The sequence below is a fragment of the Micromonospora sp. WMMC250 genome (genome assembly GCF_027460215.1).
Taxonomy (GTDB): domain Bacteria; phylum Actinomycetota; class Actinomycetes; order Mycobacteriales; family Micromonosporaceae; genus Micromonospora; species Micromonospora taraxaci.
This window is the reverse complement of record NZ_JAPZBJ010000002.1, coordinates 7,302,544-7,325,259: the sequence shown is the minus strand read 5'-3', so window position 1 is coordinate 7,325,259 and position 22,716 is coordinate 7,302,544. Positions and strand designations below refer to the sequence as shown.

Below are 22,716 nucleotides of genomic sequence, written 5' to 3'. Positions count from 1 at the left end.
CCGTCTAGTCCGTCAAAGCTGCAGCAATGCGGTACACCACTGCGGCGGCGTCGTCGTGAAGGCCAGCGACGTTGACGACATCTCCTAGGCCATCCAACCGCGCCCCGAGGTATGTCGCGACCACCTCAGCGTCTCGCTCCTGCTGCTGGTCATAGCTCCTCGGCGATCGAGCCATCACAGAGTCGACGCCCTCGTGGCTGAACACTTCAGCCATGACCTCGCCGGCTCCGTCTATTACAGGGCTGCCTATGTGATCCAGTGCCATGTGCATGAGCTCGTGCAGGAGGGTCTGCACCTCCAAGACCATCGACGTCGCCCTGCTGTAGAGGACGTAGTCCGTTTCGGGCGTCGCCACCCATAGGCCGCACGGCAGGGTCGAGGTCTGAGATGTCATCGCGACCAGTTGAATCGGCCGGTCTCGTGCAGCCTCCAGTGCCGCGATCAAGGACTGGACCGTCAACGGCACGGGTAGCTCAACCGCCACCCGACGGAGCAGCCACTCAGCCCGGCGCTCTTGCCGCCGCCACATACCTTCACCTCCTGAGGCGGGCGCGCCGAGGCACACCGTGCGCCGAGCAGCGCCCCGGCGCCACTAAGTGGCCGCTCAGTGACTACGCTCAAGAGCCGACCACAATAGTGGTGAGACGCTAAGGGGGCAGCATAGCCACCAACACGCTCCGGAGGCACCCCCTCTACCGCTTGCAGCCATGGAACTTCCACAAACGAGTGTCCTGAAGCATCGCCAAACGGGGCGAATCGCACTTCGCACGCGCCCAGTGAGGTGATGGCGTGTCCACGGAGAGGCCTACCCCTTGAACGTGATTATCGACCTGCCCCAGCGCCCCAGCCTCGCCGGCAGAGTGGCGCGCGTAGCGACAGAGGTTTTCGCTCCGACCCATCTCACGGGTGCTATGCCGATCGTCATCGGGATCCAAAGTGCAGCCACTGCTCGCATCGGACTCGCCTGGGGCCTGACGGCCGCGCTGTTCTGCTCGGTTTTCCCGAGGAGCGTCGTTTGGCTCGGTGTCCGCCGGGGTCAGCTCACCGACCGGCACGTCGGGCTTAGAGAGCAGCGCCGAGCACCAATGGTGTGGGGTTTGCTGTCGGTCTTGGGCGGACTAGCGATACTGATTGGCTTCGGCGCGCCCCGTTCGTTGACGGCGTTGGTCGTCGCGACGTTCGCCATCGGACTGATCTTGACCGCGGTCAACCTCTTCTGGAAGATCAGCGTGCACGCAGCAGTCGCGTCTGGTTCGGCCGCCGTGCTGGTGAGCGTGTTTGGTCCACCGCTGCTGCTTCTCGCTGTTCCGGTTGTTGCCCTTATCGGCTGGTCCCGCATCCGGCTGCGCGACCACACGCCTGCTCAGGTGGTGGCTGGCACCGGCGCGGGCCTGGTCATCTCGATGCCGATATTCCTTGTGCTGGCTTGACCGACGGCGTGTCCACGCCCACCCAGGAGCTTTGCCGTTCGTTCAGGCGTGTCAGGCCGATCCGGGTCGACCGCCGCGACGCGGCGGGGGGTTCCGCCGCGCCTCCAAAGCGGCAACCCCCTCAACAATCGCCCGCAAGGTAGCCCTCGGCATGCCGGGAGGTAGGTTTCGCGCCAGGACTGTGATCTGAGCGAGGTCAGGGTCCGCCTCGGGAGCCGAAGCATGGCCGGCAGGCTCGGCCGAGTCGAAGAAGTAGCTCGGACTAACACCCCAGAAGTCAGCCAGACGCTGGACGGTCTTCATGGTGGGGTTGTCCCGCTCGCCGCTCAAAAGATAGTTCAAATAGGACACCGACAGGCCTGTGGCGGCGGAGACCTCCTCGGGCGTGAACTTTTTCTCCGTGTCCTTGTTCAGGCGTTCGTCGAACAGAGCTTGGAGTCGACCCGCGAACGTGGAGAGTCCAGAGCCTGGCCCAGCCGAAGGGTGCGACCCTGGCCCACCCCCAGAGTCCGTCATGGTCACTCCCCAGCTCCTCGACGCGCCACTATCGTGGGCAAAGTGAATTTCCGACCACAACAGTTGCGAAGCCGTGCCGCACGGTGCAAAGCTTGCTCGGGCACGGCCACTGCTGTGGCAGTGACACGGTATCGGACAACCATAGTGTTGCAACAGGTGTCCGTTGTTTCGACACCTGGCGGAACCGGCGATGCCGGATCGGAGACGGGCAGCGCATCGAAGAAGCGGGATCGGGGGGATGCGCGATGCGCGCCGGAGAGCCTTCGCCAGGCAGATATCCGCGGGGCACATGCTGCCGCGGTTGCCGTCACGCGGCACCCCTGCGTCGAAGCGAGCTGGCGTCAGTGGCCTCGGAGCAGCAGACTTCGGGGCCACTGCCGATCCTGGCCGACACTCGCGGCAGCGACCTGCAACAGCACCACACGTGGCACAGGGGGAGCCGCGCTCCTTCCCAGTACCTTGTCCCCGCAGACCGTCGCGCTCAGCGGCTTCACCTGAGCATTGGACGGCCGTCTTCACATCGCCGGCGACCGTCGCTGGGGCTCTGGTCACCGACCGACTGTAATGCCAGGAGGCCCACATGATTTGGGCACGCGGCCGTATCGCACGTCGCCTGCGGGACGCCGGGCTGCCGCCTCCGCCCGCTCCATACACCGTCGATGCCTGGTGCGAGGCTATCGCCCACGGCCGAGGCCGCCCGATCCACCTTCGCGGCGAACACCTCGGTATGGACCTCCCCTCTGCGTTTCTCATCAAGCTCGAGCACGCAGACGTCATCATTGTTGACTCAGCCCTACCGATGCTGCCTCGAACGCAAGGCATCCTGCACGAGCTGGCTCACCTTGTCCTCAACCACAGTGGCGACGCCCTGCATGCCGAGGTCGACGCAGCCGTTGAGGCTGAAGCGGAGCTGGCAGCGGACCTGCTCTTCCAGCGGCTGGCCAACGCTGCGACGGTCGCGAGCCGGGCAATGACCTCCGGCACCGCCAACTCGATCCGCAGCCAGCGGCTGTGGTGGCCAACGAGTTGGTGGACCGATCGCCGAACGGACTGGCAGGTCAACCAGCTGTGGATGACCCTGCGAGCGGGCATGCCAGAGGCCGCAATCATCACCACCACTACTACTGAAAGGGTCCCGGTAGAAATTGGCGGCAGCCGCCAGCGATACCGGCGGGCCGTCGAGGTGCACGAGGCATTGCGGTTGCTGCGTCCGTGGTACTCGCGGCAGGTACACAACAGCGCGACCCAGCGTGCCCAGCGCTATCAATTAGATGCCACCAGTACGGCTGCGGTGGTCGAGGCGGCTCAGGTGGCGGTGGCCCTACGGCGCCATCAAACGGAGTCCCCCTCGGATGACGTTCCACCGTTACCTCAGCGACGGCTTGCCACATATGACGTTCGCGCGGAGGCCCGCCGCCTGGCGCTGGTCGGTCTTGCGCTACATGACTCCCCCCTCGTCGCTGCGGAACTCGCTCGCTGGAGCCCGGTGGCCTACGGCTCGCGGCCCGAGGAACCTAGGTCCACGGGCTTCGATAGTTTCCCGATCGCCCCGCTGAACAGGGCTGTGACTCGAAACGGCTGGGCCGGCGCGGCGTAGACGGAGCGGCAGGACCTGCGCTGCAGCGGCGTCCAAAGCTGACGGCTGCCAGAGTGTCGCGTGATCCCTGATCTGGGACGGGAACATCTCGCCGCCGAAGTGCGGGCCGCTTCCGAGGGCGCAACCGAGAGCAGCTAGTTCGCGTCGCTCGTCGTCGCTGGCGATGCCCGGGGCGATGACTGCTAGGTCGAGATCTACCGCTAGGTCAACGGCCGCGCGTATTACCGACCGCGCGGGGCGCCAACCCGCGTCCAGCGCGTAGGCCGGGTGCACTCGCAGGAAATGCCACGGTGCCGCATTCAGCGACTCAATACTCCGTGTACTACTGCCGTAGTCCTCCAACAGCAGCCGGACACCCAAATGACGGAGTTGCTCCGAGGCATCGCCGGGAGGTAGATCCGCTGCCTGACCTAGTGCGAGCACGAGCGAGGAGCCTGCCAGGCTGCCTTGCAGCGCCTCTCGCAACCCATCGGCAAACCGGGGTGTCACGGCGCGGGCGGGGACCGGCACGACCAGTGCAGCGTGTGGGAGCGCGTTCCGCCACGTCGCGGCGGCGGCTATCGATCGGGTCAACACTGTTCTCGCGAGACCCTCCAACGCGTCTTGGTCGTCAAGGAGTTGGTACGCGTACCCGTCGGCGGCGAGCACGTCATAGCGCGAGTACAGCCAACGGGGCACGGACTGAACCATCGTGATGCTGCCGCGGGCGAGATCAACGATAGGTTCGAAGGAGATCGACATGCGTGCGTCGTCGAGCTCTCGTGCGAGCGGAACGCTCTGGATCGGGCCAGCCTGATACGTGACCAAACGGTCTTGGCCTTGACGGATGGCCCACCACATCACCCGCTCCGCCGCGTCGAGTAGAGAGGCGGCTTCGTCGGGGGCGCCCGAGGTCATGCCTGCGCTCACCCGGACCGCTAGCAGCGAGCCTCCGACGTGGATGGGTCGGCGCAGGGTTGCCACGGCGTAGCACGCCCGCTGGTAGGCGCTCATCTCTGTCGTAGCCCACATCACGAGTGCGAACTCCGCGTCGCCAACCCGGGCGACCTCCGCCGCGTCTCTCGATGTGCGGCTGAGCCGTGTCGCTAGCTCGTTCAGCAGGACGAGAGCCTTATCGCGACCAACCGCGTCAGCCAGGAACTCATAGTTCTCTAGCCGGATTGCCACCACGTGACAGGTGTCCGAAGCCTTCTCAGCAACCCAGGTGAGCAGCGTCGCCCGGTTCGGCATGCCGGTGTCGCGGTCATGATGCGCCTCGTGCCTCATCAAGGCGTAGGCATGCGCGATGTCCAGGCTCGTCGACAGCGTCGCCGAAAACGCCCGCAGGGTCGAGCGCTCGCGAGCGGACAACCTGTCGCGAGGACCCCGAAGGTACAGTCTCAACGTGCCTTGCAGTCCAATCGTATTGGCACCAATCTCGTGCGCGATCGGCAGCGGGGCGCCGGCGGCGTACACAGGGACTTCTTCCGCTGGACCGTCGAACACCACCGCCGCGTCGCGATCGGCACGTACCAACCGGCCGCCGCCGGCAATCTCGATGTCCGCAGCCTGAGCACCGAAGAGCTTCACCGCCCCGGCAGCCGCGGTCCGGATCACGACATCGATGTCCCGGCTGGCCAAGGCATCGCTCAGTACAGCGAGGTGCTCCCACGCGCGCCGTTCCTCACGGATCCGAAGGCGATGTGTCAGCACCAGGTGCAGGACCAACATCGCGGCAGGCAAAGCTATCAAAGCCCGCATATCAAGGCTGGTGAGAACCGAAACCAAGCCTGCCGTGCCGACTTCGGCTAACCCCACGATCAGTCGTGTACGCCACATGTAGCGCAGAACCGTCAGGACGGGACGTCCAGTAGCCAGCGTCGCTGCGGCCGTCGTGACTATTTCCTGTAGAGCTAGCACCGCGATCCCTGCGATAAGGAATCCGAGTACATAGAGTTGCCACCGGGAAGTTGCCAGCCCCGAGTCCTCAAATCTCGGGCGTATACCGAAGGCGTGCATAGTTACGGCGGCCAGCGCGGCGGCTACGATATCCATGCTGACGTTGTGGATAGCCTTATGCACACCAGCGGAACGTGGGTATCGTGTGAGAATTCGGGCCACGCTGACGCCGACAGCTGTGCAGATAATTACCCACGGCACAGGCAAGACTGATGCGCATAACAGCGTCGCGGTCGGCGTCAGCGTGATCCGAAAAGGTATACGGGGGGGCACAGGCGCCGAAAAGATGGCACCGACCGCCATCACGGCCGCGCCCATGATCGGGTACACCGAATAATACGGTGTCGGTTGACGTAGGTTTATCGTCGCCCACAGAACGCTTGAGAACGCCGCCGCAAAGACTGTGATCGTCAGCAGTACCAGCGCAGGCCCGCGTCGTCGGGATGACATCAATCATTCCCCCGTATTCATCAACCCGAGCCCTCTCTGCAGCAGATCGTCCACATTAACAGGTGAAGCCAACCTTAGTCCCACTCAACGCCCTTGCGCATCACTGAACCCCCTCTCCTATCTCTCTCGTGGTGGGAACATATGACCGCGTGTAGACCATTATCAACTGCAAAGAGTCGTTTTCGTCACTTACCGCGCACTGGGACTCACCGACGTAACGAAAGGCAATCGCCTGGGGACTCGGCGCGAGAGTTGGTGGCTTAGTGTGACCACGCCGCCACATGAGGTACGCCATCGCCCTTGACGCTCGCAGCTTGGTCACTCGGTGCAACGAAGAAATGACTAAGGGGATGGACGCGGGATCCACGCCGCGGGTGGCAGATCCGTGTCCCCGCCGATCTTGCGCGCTCAATTCATGCCTCCCCCACCCGACGAGCCGGTTAGGTCAGGGTCGTGAGGAAGGTGTGCTGGTGTCGGTGGCGGCGCGGCCGCGTTCGAGGATCAGCACGAGGGAGAACAGGCCCGCCCTAGCGCCGGTCACCTGTTCATGAGCAGAGAGGACTTCACCGGTGCCAGGGTTGAGGATGAGCTGCGTTGTGGAGCCGTCGGCAGTCACGCTGAAGTCAAGGCCAGCCCGTCCGGCCAGGTCTGTCTGCTCGCCTTCGAAGGAGATGTTCGGCACGCCGGCCAGGACGCGCAGAGTCTCCGCGCGCTGCTCCTGGCTGAGATATTGGCTAGTGGCGAGGCCGATGACGCCGTGGACGAGCATGCGAGGGTAGGCAGGCTCGTTAGCCAGCTCGCGTGGTGCTAGGGAGCCGGCGAGCGTGGTCGCATCGACGGGCAGCGGTTCCGCCAGATACGGCTGCAGTTCGCCCGCCAGGTATCGCGTGGTCTTCTTTGGTGCTGCCGGGAAACTACTCCGCTCAGCCGGTGTCGGGCGGTGGGTGAGGCCAGGCACATCGCGCAGGCGGCGTGTCAACTCGCGGCCGGAGCTGTCGGAGTCGCGGCGCCAGCGACGCACATCAGAGCGTGTAATCACGTTGGTAGCGCGGGTCCACGACTGAGTGTGCAGATAGGTGTACGGCAGGCCGGTGGAGGCATCGGCGGGGGTGCTGGCGACGCTCGAGGCCAGTGTCATCAGGCGTTGGTGCGGGGTGAGGCCGGGATCGGTGGCGGCCGTTGCAGGCATCGTGGTGCTCTGCTGCTGTGGTGATGCGGACGCAGGGTGCGAGCCGGTTTCGCCGGTGGGGGTGCTTGATTGGCAGGCAGTGAACAGGACTCCGAGAGCGCTCGCAATCACCAGGTGGGCGAGAGTAGTCGTTCGGGACATGGGCATCGCGGCGATGATTCCTCGCTGGATAGGTAAGTGGTCAGAGGGCTGGCGCTGGCACGCTTCGGCGGTGAGGCGACCCGGCGTCGGTGTGGTCGGTTGGCAGTCGGGACGTATGCGCATGGACGTCGCTCGGTCTGTTTGGTCGGCTTGTAGGCGCTAGGTGGCACTGCTGAGCAGGTTGGTCAGTGCCTGTCGGCCGCGGTCGGTGAGCATGGCCGTCAGGGATCGCCGGTGTGGCACCTGCCGCAGGTGTCCGTTAGCGAGCAGCACATTGAAGGTGTCGCGGACGGTGCCCTCTGAAGGGGCCTCTGGAGGGCTGTTCACCATGCCGGCGAGCTCGCGCACCGTCCATGCCCGCGTGGGATCCTCGAGCAGCGTCGCGTAGATTCGGTGCCGCTTGCCTGCCATCGACCCATCGTCCGAGCGCAATTCCTCACCGCCTGGTCAGATTGGCCTGGCGCACAGGACAGGGCTGCGCTCACTGAGCGATGTGTCGGTCGCGATCGGCGTCTCTTGAGTGGGCTGGTCGGGGACGTAGGCGGGTGAGCCGATGGTGGCCGCGACCCACCCAGCGTTATGCCGATAGGCGAGCTTGGTTGCCGGCTTCGGGGAGGTCAGCATCAGGTAGCCATTCGGGCGTGGAGGGTGACGCTGCTGCCGACGCGAAGCAGGACCCCGGTGTCCTGCATGAGTAGGTCGAACTGGTCGAGTTCGGCGTTGGTGAACCCGACGGTGCCGGTGAGCTGATCCCGCAGGTGCCGGGCGGCGTGGCGGTAGAGGGCGCATCCGGGTCCGCCGCCACGGCTGGTCTCGGTATGCGTAGTCGCGCACACCTGGTCCATGCCCAGGGCGACGAGCAGCCCGATGGTGGCGTCGGTAGAGGGACAGACGGCCGGAGACGGAGTAAGAGCGTTGATTGCCCGGACAACCTTGTCGATGATGGTGGTGCCACCCGGGACAGCGGCGTAGATGACCGGCGGGGCGACGATGGTGCCGGCGAGGATGAGCCACCCCCCGGAGCGGAGCAGCGCGATCACCGGCGCGAGCGCGTCGAGGGGGTCTGGCTGACGGTGGGCGAGCACGACGTCGTAGCCGCCCGGATCGGCACGTGCATCCGTCTCAGTCGATGGGTCGGCTGCGGTGACGTGTCCTCGCGCCGACCAGGCGGGACACGTGCGCAATGTCGGCGGCGCCAGTCAGGTCCAAGACTCGGTGACCGGCGCTGACGTTGACCCGCTCGAGTTGGTCGGTCAGTAGTCGCGTGAGTGTTGTCTGTGCCGCTGCCCGCCACTGCTGTTCGCCGGTCGGCGTGCTGGTGTCGTTGTTGTGATCAGCGCGGCTAGTGCTACGGATCATGGTGTTGAGCTCCCATGGGTGAGTGCCGCCGCGGAATCGTGTGGCGGGTCGTCTAGTCCGGCCGGGTGGCCGTGGCGTTGGTCAATGCAGGTGGCACGCATGCGGGTTAATTCGTGGCGCAGACGCGGGCCGTCGCGGTGACCCGGGTGAGCGACGCGGTGCTCGGCGGCGGCCCGGGCGAGGAGTTGACGCGCGGGTGCGCAGTGCCCGTCTTGATAGAGGACGAGTGCGAGGGTCGCTTGCGCGGCGAGGGTGGGCAGTGCCCGGGGGCCGTCGGCGGACGTGTGGTGGCGGATGAGATCGCGGTAGCAGTCGGCCGCTTCGGCGAGTTTGCCGGTGCGGCGGTACGTGTTGGCCAGGATTCTGAGAGCGGCACGTGCCTCCGGCGATGTGGCGCCGCGCAGGCGGCCTAGGGAGCGGCACGCCCAGCGGGCCCAGGGCAGTGCGGCGCTGGGACCGTCGCCCTTGAGGGTGAGTTCTGCGAGCAGGGCGGCGGCGTTTGCGGTGGCGACGTCCAGGGCGGGCAGGTGGTCGGTGGGATCACTGTGCAGCAGGCCGGTCTGCAGAGCTTCGATCGCGCGCGCGTGGTCGCCGTGCTCGGCGCGGGCCCGCGCGTAGTCGAGGCGTTGTGCCATGGACATCCGAGGTCCGACGAGCTTTCGGGGCTCGGACCGCCACGTGACGTGCAGGTCGGTGGGCCCGGCACCGACCGCGACGCGGTGGATGCCACCGGGGGCGTACGCGGCAGCGCAATGGATCTTGCCGGGAGGTACGAGGTGAGGGGCGCGGTGCAGCACGGCTTGGGCGACCCCGTCGCGCAGCGCTTGCGCTGGCACGGGTGCGCGCCCGCAGGCGGGCATGCACAGGTAGACCGGCGGGCACCCGGGCAGCTGCACCAGGATCATCGGGTGGTTGCAGTCATGGCAGGTCACCAGTCCCGGCGGGACGGGGGCGGCTGGCACCGAGCGAGCTCGCGACACCCACTCGTCGATCGTGGCGGATGATAGGCCGCGCTCGCGGGCTACCTCGCTGATCGCCTGGTGTAGGTCGTGCTCGACGGCACGCTTCAGCGTCGCGGCGACCGCGTCGGCAACGAACGCAGGCGTCCATGGGGTGACCGGCGTGCTCCGCGACGGCATAGCGTGTTCCTTTCCTGATCAGGTGGTTCTCGCGGTTGGCAAGCCAGTCAGTGCTGGCCATGAGGGGGTTGCCTGGGTGCAGACGGCGCGGTGGTTTTCACTGGCGGGCGTCGCAGCGATGTCCGTGATGCGGGCGCGATGTGGATCGCCTTGGGGCAGGTAGCGGACGGCGATGGTCGCGGCGACGGTGAGGCAGCGATGGGCGAGGTCGCGCCATCCGCAGTCGCGGTAGAGGCACGCGAGTTGTGTGAGCGTTTTCAGGCTGACCGGCGCTTCGGGCCCGTGCGTCTGTGTGGCAGTGGTGTAGACGCCTGCGAGGTCTCGGATTGCCTTTGCGCAGTGGCCGACGCGGTGGTGTGCCTCGGCCATGCCGGCTCGGGCGTACAGGGTCCGCTCGTGGGTGAGGCCGAGTTCGGCGGTGGCGAGGTCGACCAAGTCGCGGTAGGCGGTAACGGCCTGGTTGGTGTGTCCGGTCAGCGCGGCCAGGGGTGCCAGCAGCACCGCGGCGTCGAGCTGCTCCGCTGCGGACGCGCCGTGGTCGGCGAGTGTCCGGGCGTAGACGGCCCATTGGTAGGCGTCCGTGAGGTCGCCGAGCGTCTGCCGTTCGGCGGCGTGGTCGATTGCCCTGCGAGCGGGCTTCTGGTGAAGCCCTCGCGCCGGTTGCGGTGCCCGGGGCATCGTGAGGTGCATGGTTGTTCCCTTGCGTCGGTCGAAGGGCTGAGAGGGGACTGTCGGGCTAGACGCGAGCCGCCGGTCAGGTGCCGCTCACGTCGGTGCGCGTGCAGTGGCGGCCAGGCGCCGAGGTTTCGTTCTGGCGCGGGCGCACTAGTGGGCGGGGGCTTGGGCGATGGTGGAGGTGAACTGGTAGGAGCGCAGTACCACCATCGGATCGGCCATCAGCTCCGCGAAGCGGCCCAGATCCTCTTCCGTCGCGCCGTCGACGAGGAGTTGGTCGGCCAGGTGGTGGACCTGGTCGGCGTAGAGCTGGCAGCCGGGGCCGCCGCCGGTCCAGGTGCGGGCGGTGGTGCGGGCGTGCACGTGGTTCATCCCGGCGTGCAGCAGCAGGGAGGCTGCCCTGTCGCCCCAGTGCAGGTCGACGCCCTGGCTGGCGAGGACGTCGAGGACGCGGTGCACAACGGCGGCGAGTAGTTCCGCGTCTTCAGGGGAGGGTGCCCGGTGCACCCACATGCGGGAGTAGACGATGTCGCCGAGGACGAGCCATCCGCCCGGCTTTAGTAGGGAGATCATTTCGTCGAGCAGTTCGGTTCGGTTGGCAAGCGGCGCCAGCGCGCAGCGCGCGTTGATCAGGTCGAACGGCGCGGTTTCGGCGGGTAGTTGCAGCCCGTGGCGCAGCTCGCGTTCATAGACGTAGACGATCGCGGTGGGGTCGAGCAGTTTCGCGTCGTCATCTAGGGCGACGACGCGACCCGACGATCCGACCAGGCCGGCGAGGTAACGCGTGAGCGAACCAGCCCCAGCACCGACATCGAGAGCCTGCTGCCCGGTTCGGACTCCGATACGTGCGAATTCACGTGTCGCGATCGGGTCGAACACCTTCGTGAGGTCTCGGGGCGGCGTGCTGCTGCTTATCGGGTTGCGCTGGTGGGTGGACGTCATGGTTCCTCCTAGGTTCAACCCTGGTTCGCGAGAACGCTGGTGCTGCTGTGGGTCCAGCGCAGCTCGACGGACTCGGGGCTATGGACGAGGGCCTGCTGGACAAGCCGGAGCAGGTGGTGGCGTAGGCTGGCTCGGGTGGACTCCTGCCATCGCTGGTAGGTAATGAGTGGCCGGGTGGCCGCGGTGCGCCGGTCGTAGGCGGCGGCGAAGCCGACAACGAGTGCTTCCAGGTGCTGCGCGTCGTACAGGCCCTCAGGGCAGAAGCAGACATAGAACCGGCGACGCGGGGCGGCGGCATAGGGCAGGAGGTACTGCTCGCAGGTGGTGCAGCGGGCCAGGTCGGTGAGCAGCCAGAGGCTGGTGTCGTCCTCGCTCACTCGCGTCACCGCCCATACCTGGGCAGCGGTGGGTGGGTGGTCGGCGACGTCGTTCGGGTCGGCGTCGCCGACCACCCGCCGCCGCCCGCGGTGGACCTTCGGCCGATGGCCCTGCACCTGGTGGAGCCGGACCCGCCAGGCGACGGGGTGCAAGCAAGGCGCGGAGGTCGCCTCGCTGGGCTGCGGAGTGTGGCGGTGTTGGTCATCGTGTGGATCCCGTGGGTACGGCAAGCACGTCGTGCAGTCGTGTGGGATCGGCACGCAGGTCTGCGGCGGGCGCGTGCAGGGTGATGGCGCCCCGGTCGAGGACGGCGACGTCGTGCGCGATGTCGAGGGCGAGGGCGAGGTTCTGCTCGGCGAGCAGGACCGCGCTGCCGGTCGCCGCGAGGCCGGTGATGATCGCGGCGAGCTGGCCGACGATGGCGGGGGCGAGGCCTTCGGAGGGTTCGTCGAGCAGCAGCACCTGCGGCCCGGCGAGCAGGGCGCGGGCCAAGGCGAGCATTTGCTGTTCGCCGCCGGAGAGTTGGTGGGGCCGGTGGTGTCGGCGCTCGGCCAACGCGGGAAACAGGTCGAGGATCTGCCGGGCGGTGACGGTGCGGGGGCGGCCGAGGTGCGGTCGGGGTAGCGCGAGGTGCTCGGCGACGGTGAGGCCGACGAACAGGCGGCGTCCTTGCGGAACGAGGCCGATGCCGGCGCGGCAGCGGCGGCGGGCGGAGAGGCCAGTCAACAGCCGGTCGTTGAGGACGATTTCAGTGCCCGACAGGGCGGGGTGCAGGCCAGCGATGGTGTTGATCAGGGTGGTCTTGCCGGCGCCGTTGCGGCCGACGACGGCGCTCACCCTCCCGGCCTGCACATCGAGGGCGACGCCGGTGAGCACAGGTGCGCCAAGGTGCCCGGCTCGCAGGTTGCGCACCCGCAGGACGGGCGGCACAGCTGCAGATGGGCCGTTGGGGGCGCAGGGCGTTGTGGGCACGTGGTCGGTGTGGTCTGCCCCGGCGAGGTACACGCGTCGCACGTCGGGGTGGGCGCGCACGTCGCTGGGGGTGCCGGTCGTGAGGTGTCGGCCGTGGTGCAGGACGGTGACGGTGTCGGCGACCGCGGTGACGACGTCGAGGTTGTGGTCGACCAGCAGCACGGCGATGTCGGTGGGCAGTGCGCGGATCAGCTCGACGAGGCGGGTGACCTCGGTGGTGGCGAGGCCGGCGGAGGGTTCGTCGAGCAGGAGCAGTCGGGGCTGGGCGGCCAGGGCGACGGCCACTTCGAGGCGGCGTTGGTCGCCGTACGAGAGTTGGCTGGTGGGCCACTGGGCGTGCTCGGCCAGCCCGACCTGGGCCAGGGCGTCCAGGGCCGCCGCCGATGCGCGAGGCCGCTCGCGCAGCGCGGCCATGTGCTGCCCGGGCACGGCGAGGAGCACGTTCTGCACGACGGTCAGCGGGCGGGCGAGAGTGGGATGCTGCCAGGTGCGGGCGATGCCGGCGCGGGCGCGGCGGTGGGCCGGCCAGCGGTGGATGTCGTGTCCGGCGTAGTGGATGCGACCGGCGGTGGGGCGCAGGGTGCCGGCGATCAGGTGTAGCAGGGTGCTCTTGCCGGCGCCGTTGGGTCCGATGAGCGCGTGCCGGGCCCCGGGGTGCAGGTTGAGGCTGACCTCGTCGACGGCGCGGCGGGCGCCGTAGGCGCGGCTGACGGTGTCCAGTCGCAGCAGCGGTGCGCTCATGTCCCCTCCCGGTCGCGTCGGGTGAAGAGCCCGGCCAGCCGGTGTCGGGGCAGGTAGGCCAGGGCGAGGAAGCTCAGGCCGAGCAGAGTGCTCCCGTGGCCGCTGAGCAGGCCGCCGGCCCAGTCCCGGGCGGCCACGAGGAGGATCGCGGCGGCGCAGGCGCCGATCATGCTGCCCGAGGCGATCAGCGCGGCGGCAAGGGCGAGGGCGGAGATGCCCATGGCGGCGTCGGCAGGCGAGACGTAGCGGGTCACCGCAACGAGCAGCGCGCCGGCGGCGCCGGCAATGGCACCGGCGAGGGTGTAGGCGGCGAGTAGAAGTCGGCTGGTGTGGTGGCCGGCGGCTTGCACGCGGGGCTCGTGGGCGGCGATGCCGCGCAGGAGCAGGGCGAAGCGAGTGCGGGTGAGGACGATGACGGCAGTGCCGATGATCAGGGTGCACGCGAGGACGTACAGGTATACCCAGCCGGGCCGGACCATCGGTGTCAGGCCGGGCAGCGCGACCACCGGTGGGGTGTGGGTGCCTTCGCTGCCGCCCGGCGCCCACTGGCTGGCGGCGGCGTGCACGAGTTCACCGACACCGAACGTGACCATCAGGAAGGTGGTGGCCCGAACCCGCACCGCGACCAGGCCGGTCACGGCGGCGGCGACGGCCCCGGCAGCGGTCGCTGCGAGCAGGTGGATCGGACCAAGACTGGTCAGCGTGGCGAGGGTAGCGGCGGTGTACGCGCCGACGACGAGGTACGCGGCCTGCCCCAGCGGTGGTTGCCCGGCCAGCCCGACCAGCAGCTGCGCGCTCATCGCGAGCACGGCCATGACCAAGGCGGTGGCGGCGAGCGAGATGACGTAGGCGTTGACCATCCACGGCAGCGCCACCGCCACCGCGACGACGATTCCCGAAGCGACAGGTACCAGGCGCGCCGCCCGGCTGACGGGTCGCCGTTGCGCCGTTGCGCTGGTGGGTGCGGGTGTGAGGGTGGTGGTCACGCGGGCCGTCCCGCAAGCGCAGGGCGGTGCCGGACAGTGAGCGCGACCAGCATCGCGGCGGCAAGGACAAACGCGGCGGCGCCGGGGACGAGAGCGACGCCGAGCGTGAGGATTTGGCCGACGCCGAGGGCGGCGAGTAGGGCGCCGCGGATGCTGCCGAGGCCGCCGACGACGCAGACGATCAGCGAGTAGACCAGGATCGTGGTGTCCACGCCGGGGGCCGGGCCGATGACCGGGGCGCCGAGCACGCCGGCGGTGACCGCGAGGACTCCCCCACCGACCAGCACGGCCGCCCGGGTCGTGCGGGTGCGTAGTCCGGTGGCCTCTGCCATGTCGGGGTCGGCGACCACGGCCCGCACGACCGCTCCGGTGCGGGAGCGCTCGACGAGCAAGATCAGCAGCACGACGATCAGGGCGGCGACCGCGATGAACCCCAGCCGGTAGACCGGGTACTGGTAGCCGCCGAGGCTGACCGACCCGGCGAGCGCGCGGGGTGGGTCGACGGAGCGCGGTTCGGCGCCGAACACGGTGCTGAATCCGTCGGCGGCGATATATGCCACCCCGAGGGTGGCGAGCACCTGGTCCAGCGGCCGGTCCGTGAGGGGGCGCACCGCGGCGGCGAGGCCCGCTCCCCCGACGGCGCCGATCAGGACCGCCGCGGCGAGGGCCAGGCCGAGGCCGACCCAGCCGCCGTCAGCGAGCTGCCAGGCGATGTAGGCACCAGCGAGGTAGAGGGTGCCGTGGGCCATCGAGAACACGCCGGCCACGCCGAAGATCAGCGTGAGTCCGGCCGCGATGACGAACAGCAGCAGTCCGTACGCGACTCCGTCCAGCGCGGTGATCGTGTAGGGGTTGACGAGCCCGCTCAGGCCCACGGCACTCTCCTTCCAGACGTCGGTCAGGTCAGGCTGGGGCGAGGCGCCGGCCGATGGTGGTGTGCATCAGGTAGCCCGACAGCATCAGCTGCGGGTCCATCAGCACCTCCCGCAGCTCGGCCAAGTCGTCGCGGCTCATGCCGGCAGCGACCAGCTCGTCCTCACGCTGAATCGAGTTGGAGTGGTGCAGCCGGCAGATGCCGGTGCCGCCGCGCCACGAGCGGGACTCGATCCGGCTGTCGACGTCGACCAGGCCGAGGCGCAGCATCACCTCCGGTGCCCGCTGCGCCCAGCCCATCTCCGCCCCGCGAGACTCCCCGTAGGCGAGCAGCGCGTCCTGGAACCGCTCGATCAGCTCGGTCGCCCGAGGGCTGGGGCTGCGGCGGATCATGTCGCGCCAGGTGCAGTCCCAGTCCGCCACCACCATTGCCCCGCCCGGGGCGAGAGCGCGCGTCAGGTCGGCGAGGACCTGCTCCCGCTCGGGCAGGTGCATCAGCACCAGCCGGGCCACGATGGCCTGCTGCGACCCCGCCGGCAGCTCCATCTCGCGGACGTCGCCAGCCCGGACGGTGACATTGGGACCCTCGGGGATGTAGCGGGGGTCGAGGTCCACGGCGGTGACGTGCCCATCCGGGGCGACCTGGTCGGCCAGCCAGGTCGTCAGCGTGCCCGCCCCGGCGCCGATGTCCGTGACCTTCCAGCCCGGCCCGACCCCCAGCTCGAACAGGGTCCGGCGAGTGCCAGCGTCGAGGATCTCAGCGAGGTGACGCAGCTGGTTGGCGGCCTCGTCGGTGGCGTTGTCGAACATGTACCCGGCCTGCGCACCGGTCGTCGTCGCGCTCATGGTGTCTATGCCTTTCGGAGTCAGGAACCGAGGGTGGTAAGCGTCTGCACGGTGCGGTTGACCCACACCTGCCCGTCCTGGGCCACTTCCCGCAGGTAGTACGCCTGCACAGGGGTGTGGTTTACCGGCCCGAACTGCCAGGCGCCCCGCGGCGAATCGACCTGCCCCACCCGCGGCAACGCCGCCGTGAGGGTCTGCGAGGTCAGCCCCGTGGCCGCCGAACTCGCGGCGGCAGACGACGCAACCGGGCGGCTGGCAGCCGGGCTGCCGCTGGATGCAGGGCTGCTGGAGGCGGATGCGGTGCCGGGGCCGGCGGGTGTGGTCGCGGGGGCATCAGGCTCGGCGAGTGCTTCCGAGATGGCCCTGTCCAACACGAGCGCTGCGTCCCACGCGCAGACGTGGTACACGTTCGGCAGCTTCCCGTCGTTACCTGCGGTGAACCGGCTTACGAAGTCTCTGTTGGCCGCGTTGTCCAGCGTCGGCGAATAGTTCAGGGCGGTGTAGATGCCCTTCGCCTGCGGGCCGAGCGCCGCCAGTGGCGCGCCTTCGGTCAGGAAGCCCGAGGCGTACAGCGGCGCGGTGATGCCGTACTGGCGGTACTGCTTGACGAACTCGATTGCGGACGCGCCGGCGTAGAAGGTGTAGACGGCCGCCGGCTTGGCCTCCTTGATCTTCGTCAGGTACGGGGAGAACTCCGTCGTCGGCGCCGGTGCCCACGGCGTCCAGGTCGGCTCTCCATCCGGGTTCGCCAGCTGCCCGCCAGCCTTGCGGAAGGCGGTGACGAAGCCGCCGATCTGATCACGGCCGCCGATGTAGTCCGGGCCGATCACCCACACCCGGCCGTTGCCGACCGTCGTGCGCAGGTAGCCGGCGATCGACGCGCCGGTCTCCTGGCTCAGCCACGACGTCGACCACAGGTAGGTGGGGTCGGCGATCGTGGAGGGCCGCCCACCCATGCCGATCAGCGGCACCTTGGACTCGTTCAGCAGCGGGTACAAGGTCTGCACGGTGTCGGCGGTCCCCCCGCCGACGAGGGCGAGGACTTTGTCCTGCTCGATGAGCTTGCGCGCCGACGCGAGGGCGGTGGCCTTGCCGTCGCCCTCGTCGGCCTCGATCACCTTCACGGGTCGACCACCGAGCTTGCCGCCCAGCTTGTCCAGGGCCAGCCGCCACCCGGCGGCCTGGTCATCACCGATCGACTTGTAGTTGCCGGTTTTGGGCACGATCAAGCCGATGCGGATCTCGGCGGCGTTGGTATCCGCGTCGCTGAGGCTCGACCCGGCACAGCCGGCGACAGCGAGCAGGGCGGTGGCAACGATGGAGGCGATCGTCGTTCGCCAGCGATGGTGCCGGCGGCCGGTTGGTTGAGGAGTCACGAGAGTCGACGTCCTTCCGTTCTGAGGGGATGGTGCGAGGGCCGTACGTGGTGCTGGGGTGGTATGACAGGGCTGGCCAGGCGGTGCAAAACGGCCAAGACGGAGGCGGGTTCCGTGGCGTCGCAGGTCAGGACCGGCACCTGCGCGCTCACCCGTAAGGCATCGCGAATCTCGTGGCGGTTGCGGGGACCGCCGAGCGGCCGGTTGATCGCGACTAGGTACGGCAGGGCACGGGCGTCGAGGTAGTCCAACGCCGGATAGGACACCGGCAGCCGGGTGGTGTCGACCAGCACGACTGCGCTGGTGGCGCCGAGAGCGAGGTGGTCCCACACCCACCACCAGCGCCGCAGCTCCGGCGTCACATGCAGGACGACGGTGACCCCGGAGGACAGGGTTGCGTAGCCGACCTCTCCGACCGCACCCGGCTGGCCGGGCAGCGTCGAGCGGCCACGCTGCGCGGCCCGAAGGAAGCACGACTTGCCCACACCCGCGCCGCCGGTCACCAGCACCTTGACCGTCGGGGCGGCAGGTCCGATCACCCCCGAGTTCGCGCTCATGCTCTTCGCCGCCCGCACGCCGGCTCAGCCGGCCGTTCGCGGCCCTGGCCTGACCGCGTCGCCGATGCGCGCCGCCAGGGTGGCCAGCTCGTAGGCGACCTGCGACGTGTCGCAGTCGTTGCGGGCGAGCGCCGCCAGAGACGACCCATCGGGCACCTGCTGCACGACGAGGATCCCGTCTCGCATCGTCAGCATCTGGAAGTGCACGCCGCCGGTCGCCAGCAGGTCGGTGGCGCCGCGCGCCAGACTGACAAGGCCGGACACGATCGCCGCGAGCTGATCGCCGCGGTCGGTGTCCAGACCGTCGGTGCTGGCCAGCAGCAGCCCGTCGCCAGATACCGCGACGACGTGCGCCACTGCGGGTATCTGGCTGGCCAGGTTGTTCAGAACAGTGGACAGCTGCGAATTGCGGGCAGTAGTGGCGGGGCTCATCGGCGTTCTCCTGTCGGGAGGGGAGGGGTGGACGGCGCGTTTCGCAGGCCGCGCATCGTGCCGGCGACCTGCGCCCGGATCGCCGCCGGGTCGATCTGCACGGAGGGCTCCGAGGGGGTCCGCTGTGCCGGCAGGCCGCCCGGGACGACGTGCGCCTGGGGACGACGTCGAGGCAGACCGGAGGTGGTGCGTCCATCGGTTGCTGGTTCGGCGGCGGACGCCGCCGCCTGCCAGCCCGCGTCGGCGTCGGTGCTGAAACCACGCTCGTCGCTGCGAGACGGCCACAACCACGGCGATTGGGCCGCCATAGCCTGGAACATCGGCGGGTCCGGCGGTCGCGGCGCGCCCACCGGCAATGACACCGGGCCCCGCTGGCGAGGCACGGGCGGCAGCTCCATCGTTACGTCCGTGCGCGGGGGTGATGGTGGCTCCGGCACCACCGGGGTTTGCCGTGTTGGACCAGTCCACCCGCTCCCCGCCCACGGCGCCGCGACCGGGTGAGCCGCCGGCGCGGGAGCCCGCCGGGACGGCCGTTCAATGTGGCCGGGCACGACGATCTCCCGAACGTGCACCCGTGTGACGTACTCAGCCGGCACCAGAACCTCGGCGGTGACGCCGGTCGGCTCGGTAGCGCCCAGCCGTACCCGCACCCCGAACTGTGCCGCCAGCCGGGAAATCACGACCAAGCCCATCTGGTCAGTGACCGCAACCTCCATCTCCGGGCTCGCCAGCAGCGCGTTGGCGCGGTCGAACTGCTCCGGGATCATCCCGAGACCGGAATCGGCGACAAGGATCCGCACGTCATGCCCCGACCACCCCGCGAAGACCCGCACCTGCGCGGCGGAGAACCGGGTCGCGTTGTCCAGCAGCTCTGCGAGGATCGACTTCACGGCGTCGACCGCGCGCGCGTCGACCTCGACCTCGACCAGCTGCTCCATCGTGATCCGGGCGAAGCCTTCGGTCTCCGACAGAGCAGCGTTCACCAGGTCCGCGAGCACCACCGGATGTGGCTGCGATTGGCCGGGGCCACCACCGGCAACGATCAGTAGATTCGATCCATAACGGCGCAGCCGGGTGGCCTGCTGGTCTGCGGCGAACACCTTCGCCAACCGGTCCGGGTCCTCCTCGTCGCGCTCAAGACGGTCGATGCTGCCCAGTAGTTGGTCGGTCAGGGCCTGCACGCGTCGACCAACAGAGGTGATCATGGCGATGACCACGGCACGCCCCCGTGCCTCCCCCACCGCCGCGTTCACCGCCACGTCCAGCACTAGATTGAAAGCGCCTGCGACCTGGCCGACCTCGTCCCCGCCAACCACCGGCACCGCCACGCGGCCGGTGTCCTCGGCCAGCCGTTGCGCCGCCGCTGGATCCGACGTCGCCCGCAGCCGCGCCACCAGGGCTGGCAGCTCCACGTCCGCGACCCGCCGGGCGCCCTGCTCCAGCGACGACAGCTGCGCGACCAGCGACCGGGCCACCCGGACCGCCGTTACCGCAGCGACCAGCAACATCACTAACAGCACCGCAGCTTGCACCGCCGCGGCCCGGACCTGCGCTATCCACAGGTCGTCGGCGGCAGCCGCGATGTCATCGTTCACCGCCGCCTGCACCTGGGCCAACAGGTCCGCGCGACTGGTCATCACTCGGCTCCACTGCCCGGCGCCGCCCGGCAACCGCACCGGCTCGTACACCCCGGTACCGGACACCAGCCCGTCCAGCCGCACCGCGACGAGGACGTCCCCACCAGTCAACGTGCGTCCCAACCGCGCCCTCCATGACGGGCGCGCCAACGCGTCGAACTCGCGCAACGCCTCGTCCTGGCCGGTACGAGCGGCCACGACTTCCGCGTGCAGCGCCGGAGTCAACCGCCGCGCCGCCACCGCCTGCAACACCGCCACCTGCTGCTGACCCACCGCCTCACGGGCCCACGACACCGCCGCGGACGCGCGCATCTCATCGGCGAGCTGCGGCTGCACGCCGCTCTGAGCCACCGCCAACAGCAGATCCCCCAGATCGGCGATGACGATCCGGTACCCGAACGCCACGGCGGACAGCGCCACCAGGCCGTCTCCGCGCACCCGCTGCCGCTGCGCCTGCACATCCGCCAACCCCGCGTCAGCGCGGGACAGAACACCACGCACGCCCCCGGGCGGGTTTTCGAGTTCTCCCCGCAGCACCCGGAATCGGGAGATCGCCTCATCGCTGCCCTGCACGGCCCGCTCGAAATCCGCAGGCTTCACCGTCGACCCCGGCAGCAGCAGACCCACTGCAGCCATCCGCTCAGCCTGCAGACGCTGCGTCACCTCGGTTGCCGACGCGCCGACAGCGAACAAGTCCCCGGCACCAGCGGCAGCCTGGGCCTCCCCCACAGAGGACCACAATCCGAAGCCCGCTGACACCACCGCGACCAGCACCGTCGGTAGCACGATCAGCCCGGCCTTCCACCGCACCGACATATCCGCCAACCGGCGGCCCACTATGACCCGTGAGACCCGCTTCGCACCGCCACTGGAGGCGCTCACACCGCCGCCCGGCTGTCCGTGGATGCGGCCCGGCAGCCACGCCCGCTCCACGCCGTGTCACGCGGCGAACGCCGCCCGGTCGCTGGCCGGGTCGTCGTAACAAGGACCTGCTCGCTGACAGGGCGGCCGGGGGAAAGTTGCCGGCCGGTCGACACCAGCAGCTGCGGCGCGATGGCCAAATGCGCCACCAGCGGCGTGATCAGCAGGGGCATGAGCCTCCCGGCAACAGGCACGGCGAACCTTCCCTCGGTGAGTTGGTATCGCTGGCTGGTGAGTCAGCGCAGCGGCGGCGATGACGCCGGCATAGAGCGACCTAAGACGAAATCGATCAATGTCGGCCAGCCCTGCCAAGCAGTTCTGACAATCCGCCAACATTCCCGGCATCGACAACATCCACCCAGAGATGAATGTCAGCGGATTGTCAGAACTGGATGACAACCCTTATCGACACGGTCGACGACGACTTTTGATGTTTGAGTCACCGTCCGCGTCGACTGAGCAGGCGGTGAGGGGCCGCAGCCGCCTGGCGGCGCGACGGTCCGTCGTGTCCACGACCGCTTGGGAGGGCATGCACCATGACCAGTTCATCCATGCCGGAGGTCGGAGAGGTTGGCCGTCGGGCCGCCGAGATCCTCGACAAGATGCAGGCGCACCCGGCCTACGGCCGACTGCAGAGCTCGTCGATGAGGTACTCCACCTGCTGGGCCACGTTCACCGGCTACCCGGCTATCAGCCGTTGGTCACTGGAGCGCGATGCCGCTCCGCTGCTGGACGAAGCGCTGCGCGTGCTGGCGCTCAAAGCTGCCGTGTTCGATCTTTCCGGCGGCGACGAGCAGGCCGCTGAACTGCTGGTGCCGGCGCCGGTGGACGAGATGATCCACGCCGTGCTGGCCCAGTTCACGCTGATGACGCGCCTGCAGAGCGACTTGGGCGTCACCTTCCCCCACGCCACGGAGCTGGAGGAGTTCACCTACACCCACGGCGGCATCACCGACGCCTACTACGCCGCCGCCGGGTGGGGAGAGCAACCACTGCGGTACTGGCTGGACTCGACCGAGGTGAATCGACGCCTCAGCCTGCTCAACGAGCACTACCAGGCCGCCGGCCTCGGCCGGGACGGACGCAGCCACGACTTCGACTTCGACCGGAACGAGCCACTCGCCGCCGGGGTCAGCGGTTAGCCAACTCCACCGACAGCACCCGCCGCAGGGCCGTCACCGCCTGCTTCGCTCCGAACCGTTCGGCGGCCAGCCGCTCGGCGCGGGCAACAGCGGCGAAGATGCCTTCGGCGGGTGCCTGCCGCAAGACGGCTACAAGCCAACCTTCCAAATCGACCACGTCGGCGGGCAACTCCAGCGCCGCCGCCGTCGGCGCCGGTCGGGGCGCCTGATCGGGAACCAGTTCCCCGTCCGAGGCGTACCGGCCGGCGGGAAGGCCCAACCGGAACGGATGAACGCAAACGGCGACACCGTCCGCGGTCGCCCGCCACCCCAGGTCAGGTCGGTACGCGAATCCGGGTCCCGGCCGGTCGATGACATCGAACTGGCCCGGCCCGAGCCGCTGAGCCGGACACACCACGCAGGTCTGTTCACACCATTGCGGAAGGGGCCCCGGCATGCCGCCAATCGTACGGCAATCAGGAGGTACCAGGGTATGACGG

General features: G+C 68.8%; 21 protein-coding genes and 1 pseudogene. 3 read left to right on the top strand and 19 right to left on the bottom strand.

The window, feature by feature from the left end; translation table 11 throughout:
* Window positions 1-4: 4 nt before the first annotated feature.
* Complete coding sequence (locus O3438_RS33305) at window positions 5-445, bottom strand: hypothetical protein (protein WP_269683426.1); 441 nt, start codon at window positions 443-445, stop codon at window positions 5-7.
* Window positions 446-818: 373 nt separating this feature from the next.
* On the opposite strand from O3438_RS33305, the gene O3438_RS33300 reads away from it, so the two are divergent.
* Window positions 819-1,430 (top strand): phosphoesterase PA-phosphatase, encoded by a 612-nt coding sequence (locus O3438_RS33300; RefSeq protein ID WP_269683425.1) that lies wholly within the window; start codon window positions 819-821, stop codon window positions 1,428-1,430.
* A 51-nt stretch (window positions 1,431-1,481) separates the two neighbouring features.
* Here the strand turns inward: O3438_RS33300 and O3438_RS33295 are convergent, their stop codons facing one another.
* On the bottom strand, window positions 1,482-1,946 hold the full coding sequence (locus O3438_RS33295) for a helix-turn-helix domain-containing protein (RefSeq protein WP_269683842.1): 465 nt from the start codon (window positions 1,944-1,946) through the stop codon (window positions 1,482-1,484).
* Window positions 1,947-2,526: 580 nt separating this feature from the next.
* Between O3438_RS33295 and O3438_RS34400 the strand changes: the two are divergent.
* Window positions 2,527-3,375 (top strand): annotated as a pseudogene (locus O3438_RS34400) (DUF6545 domain-containing protein); the annotation flags it as partial.
* A 9-nt stretch (window positions 3,376-3,384) separates the two neighbouring features.
* On the opposite strand, the gene O3438_RS33290 reads toward O3438_RS34400, so the two are convergent.
* The 16 genes from O3438_RS33290 to O3438_RS33215 form a co-directional block, all read right to left on the bottom strand.
* Window positions 3,385-5,931 carry an EAL domain-containing protein gene (locus O3438_RS33290; RefSeq protein ID WP_269683424.1) on the bottom strand — a complete coding sequence of 849 codons (2,547 nt, stop codon included), beginning with the start codon at window positions 5,929-5,931 and terminating at the stop codon, window positions 3,385-3,387.
* A 445-nt stretch (window positions 5,932-6,376) separates the two neighbouring features.
* Window positions 6,377-7,120, bottom strand: coding sequence for a hypothetical protein (locus O3438_RS33285; RefSeq protein WP_269683423.1), 744 nt, complete (start codon window positions 7,118-7,120; stop codon window positions 6,377-6,379).
* A gap of 300 nt (window positions 7,121-7,420) precedes the next feature.
* Window positions 7,421-7,672: a hypothetical protein gene (locus tag O3438_RS33280; protein WP_269683422.1), complete on the bottom strand. Its 252-nt coding sequence runs from the start codon at window positions 7,670-7,672 to the stop codon at window positions 7,421-7,423.
* Window positions 7,673-7,884: 212 nt separating this feature from the next.
* Entirely contained in the window at window positions 7,885-8,346 is a 462-nt protein-coding gene (locus tag O3438_RS33275; RefSeq protein ID WP_269683421.1) for a hypothetical protein, read from the bottom strand.
* 270 nt (window positions 8,347-8,616) lie between these two features.
* Window positions 8,617-9,456: a tetratricopeptide repeat protein gene (locus O3438_RS33270; RefSeq protein ID WP_269683420.1), complete on the bottom strand. Its 840-nt coding sequence runs from the start codon at window positions 9,454-9,456 to the stop codon at window positions 8,617-8,619.
* A 321-nt stretch (window positions 9,457-9,777) separates the two neighbouring features.
* Window positions 9,778-10,449: a hypothetical protein gene (locus O3438_RS33265; protein WP_269683419.1), complete on the bottom strand. Its 672-nt coding sequence runs from the start codon at window positions 10,447-10,449 to the stop codon at window positions 9,778-9,780.
* Between the two features lie 135 nt (window positions 10,450-10,584).
* The gene (locus O3438_RS33260; RefSeq protein ID WP_269683418.1) at window positions 10,585-11,376 is read right to left on the bottom strand and encodes a methyltransferase domain-containing protein; all 792 of its coding nucleotides are present in this window, start codon (window positions 11,374-11,376) and stop codon (window positions 10,585-10,587) included.
* 14 nt (window positions 11,377-11,390) lie between these two features.
* Window positions 11,391-11,870, bottom strand: a complete 480-nt coding sequence (locus tag O3438_RS33255; protein WP_269683417.1) for a hypothetical protein — start codon at window positions 11,868-11,870, stop codon at window positions 11,391-11,393.
* 85 nt (window positions 11,871-11,955) lie between these two features.
* Window positions 11,956-13,467, bottom strand: a complete 1,512-nt coding sequence (locus O3438_RS33250) for an ATP-binding cassette domain-containing protein (RefSeq protein ID WP_269683416.1) — start codon at window positions 13,465-13,467, stop codon at window positions 11,956-11,958.
* On the bottom strand, window positions 13,464-14,453 hold the full coding sequence (locus tag O3438_RS33245; RefSeq protein ID WP_269683415.1) for a branched-chain amino acid ABC transporter permease: 990 nt from the start codon (window positions 14,451-14,453) through the stop codon (window positions 13,464-13,466). The genes O3438_RS33250 and O3438_RS33245 overlap by 4 nt, the downstream gene beginning before the upstream one ends.
* Window positions 14,450-15,328: a branched-chain amino acid ABC transporter permease gene (locus O3438_RS33240; RefSeq protein WP_269683414.1), complete on the bottom strand. Its 879-nt coding sequence runs from the start codon at window positions 15,326-15,328 to the stop codon at window positions 14,450-14,452. Before O3438_RS33240 ends, O3438_RS33245 begins: the two co-directional genes overlap by 4 nt.
* A gap of 28 nt (window positions 15,329-15,356) precedes the next feature.
* Window positions 15,357-16,172 (bottom strand): class I SAM-dependent methyltransferase, encoded by an 816-nt coding sequence (locus tag O3438_RS33235; protein WP_269683413.1) that lies wholly within the window; start codon window positions 16,170-16,172, stop codon window positions 15,357-15,359.
* Window positions 16,173-16,192: 20 nt separating this feature from the next.
* Window positions 16,193-17,548 (bottom strand): ABC transporter substrate-binding protein, encoded by a 1,356-nt coding sequence (locus tag O3438_RS33230; RefSeq protein ID WP_269683412.1) that lies wholly within the window; start codon window positions 17,546-17,548, stop codon window positions 16,193-16,195.
* Window positions 17,545-18,105, bottom strand: coding sequence for a hypothetical protein (locus O3438_RS33225; protein WP_269683411.1), 561 nt, complete (start codon window positions 18,103-18,105; stop codon window positions 17,545-17,547). Before O3438_RS33225 ends, O3438_RS33230 begins: the two co-directional genes overlap by 4 nt.
* 24 nt (window positions 18,106-18,129) lie before the next feature.
* Window positions 18,130-18,537 carry a roadblock/LC7 domain-containing protein gene (locus O3438_RS33220; RefSeq protein WP_269683410.1) on the bottom strand — a complete coding sequence of 136 codons (408 nt, stop codon included), beginning with the start codon at window positions 18,535-18,537 and terminating at the stop codon, window positions 18,130-18,132.
* The gene (locus O3438_RS33215; RefSeq protein WP_269683409.1) at window positions 18,534-20,990 is read right to left on the bottom strand and encodes a sensor histidine kinase; all 2,457 of its coding nucleotides are present in this window, start codon (window positions 20,988-20,990) and stop codon (window positions 18,534-18,536) included. The genes O3438_RS33220 and O3438_RS33215 overlap by 4 nt, the downstream gene beginning before the upstream one ends.
* 641 nt (window positions 20,991-21,631) lie before the next feature.
* On the opposite strand from O3438_RS33215, the gene O3438_RS33210 reads away from it, so the two are divergent.
* Window positions 21,632-22,237: a hypothetical protein gene (locus O3438_RS33210; protein ID WP_269683408.1), complete on the top strand. Its 606-nt coding sequence runs from the start codon at window positions 21,632-21,634 to the stop codon at window positions 22,235-22,237.
* On the opposite strand, the gene O3438_RS33205 is transcribed toward O3438_RS33210, so the two are convergent.
* Window positions 22,227-22,673, bottom strand: coding sequence for a hypothetical protein (locus O3438_RS33205; protein WP_269683407.1), 447 nt, complete (start codon window positions 22,671-22,673; stop codon window positions 22,227-22,229). The genes O3438_RS33210 and O3438_RS33205 overlap by 11 nt on opposite strands.
* Window positions 22,674-22,716: the final 43 nt, after the last annotated feature.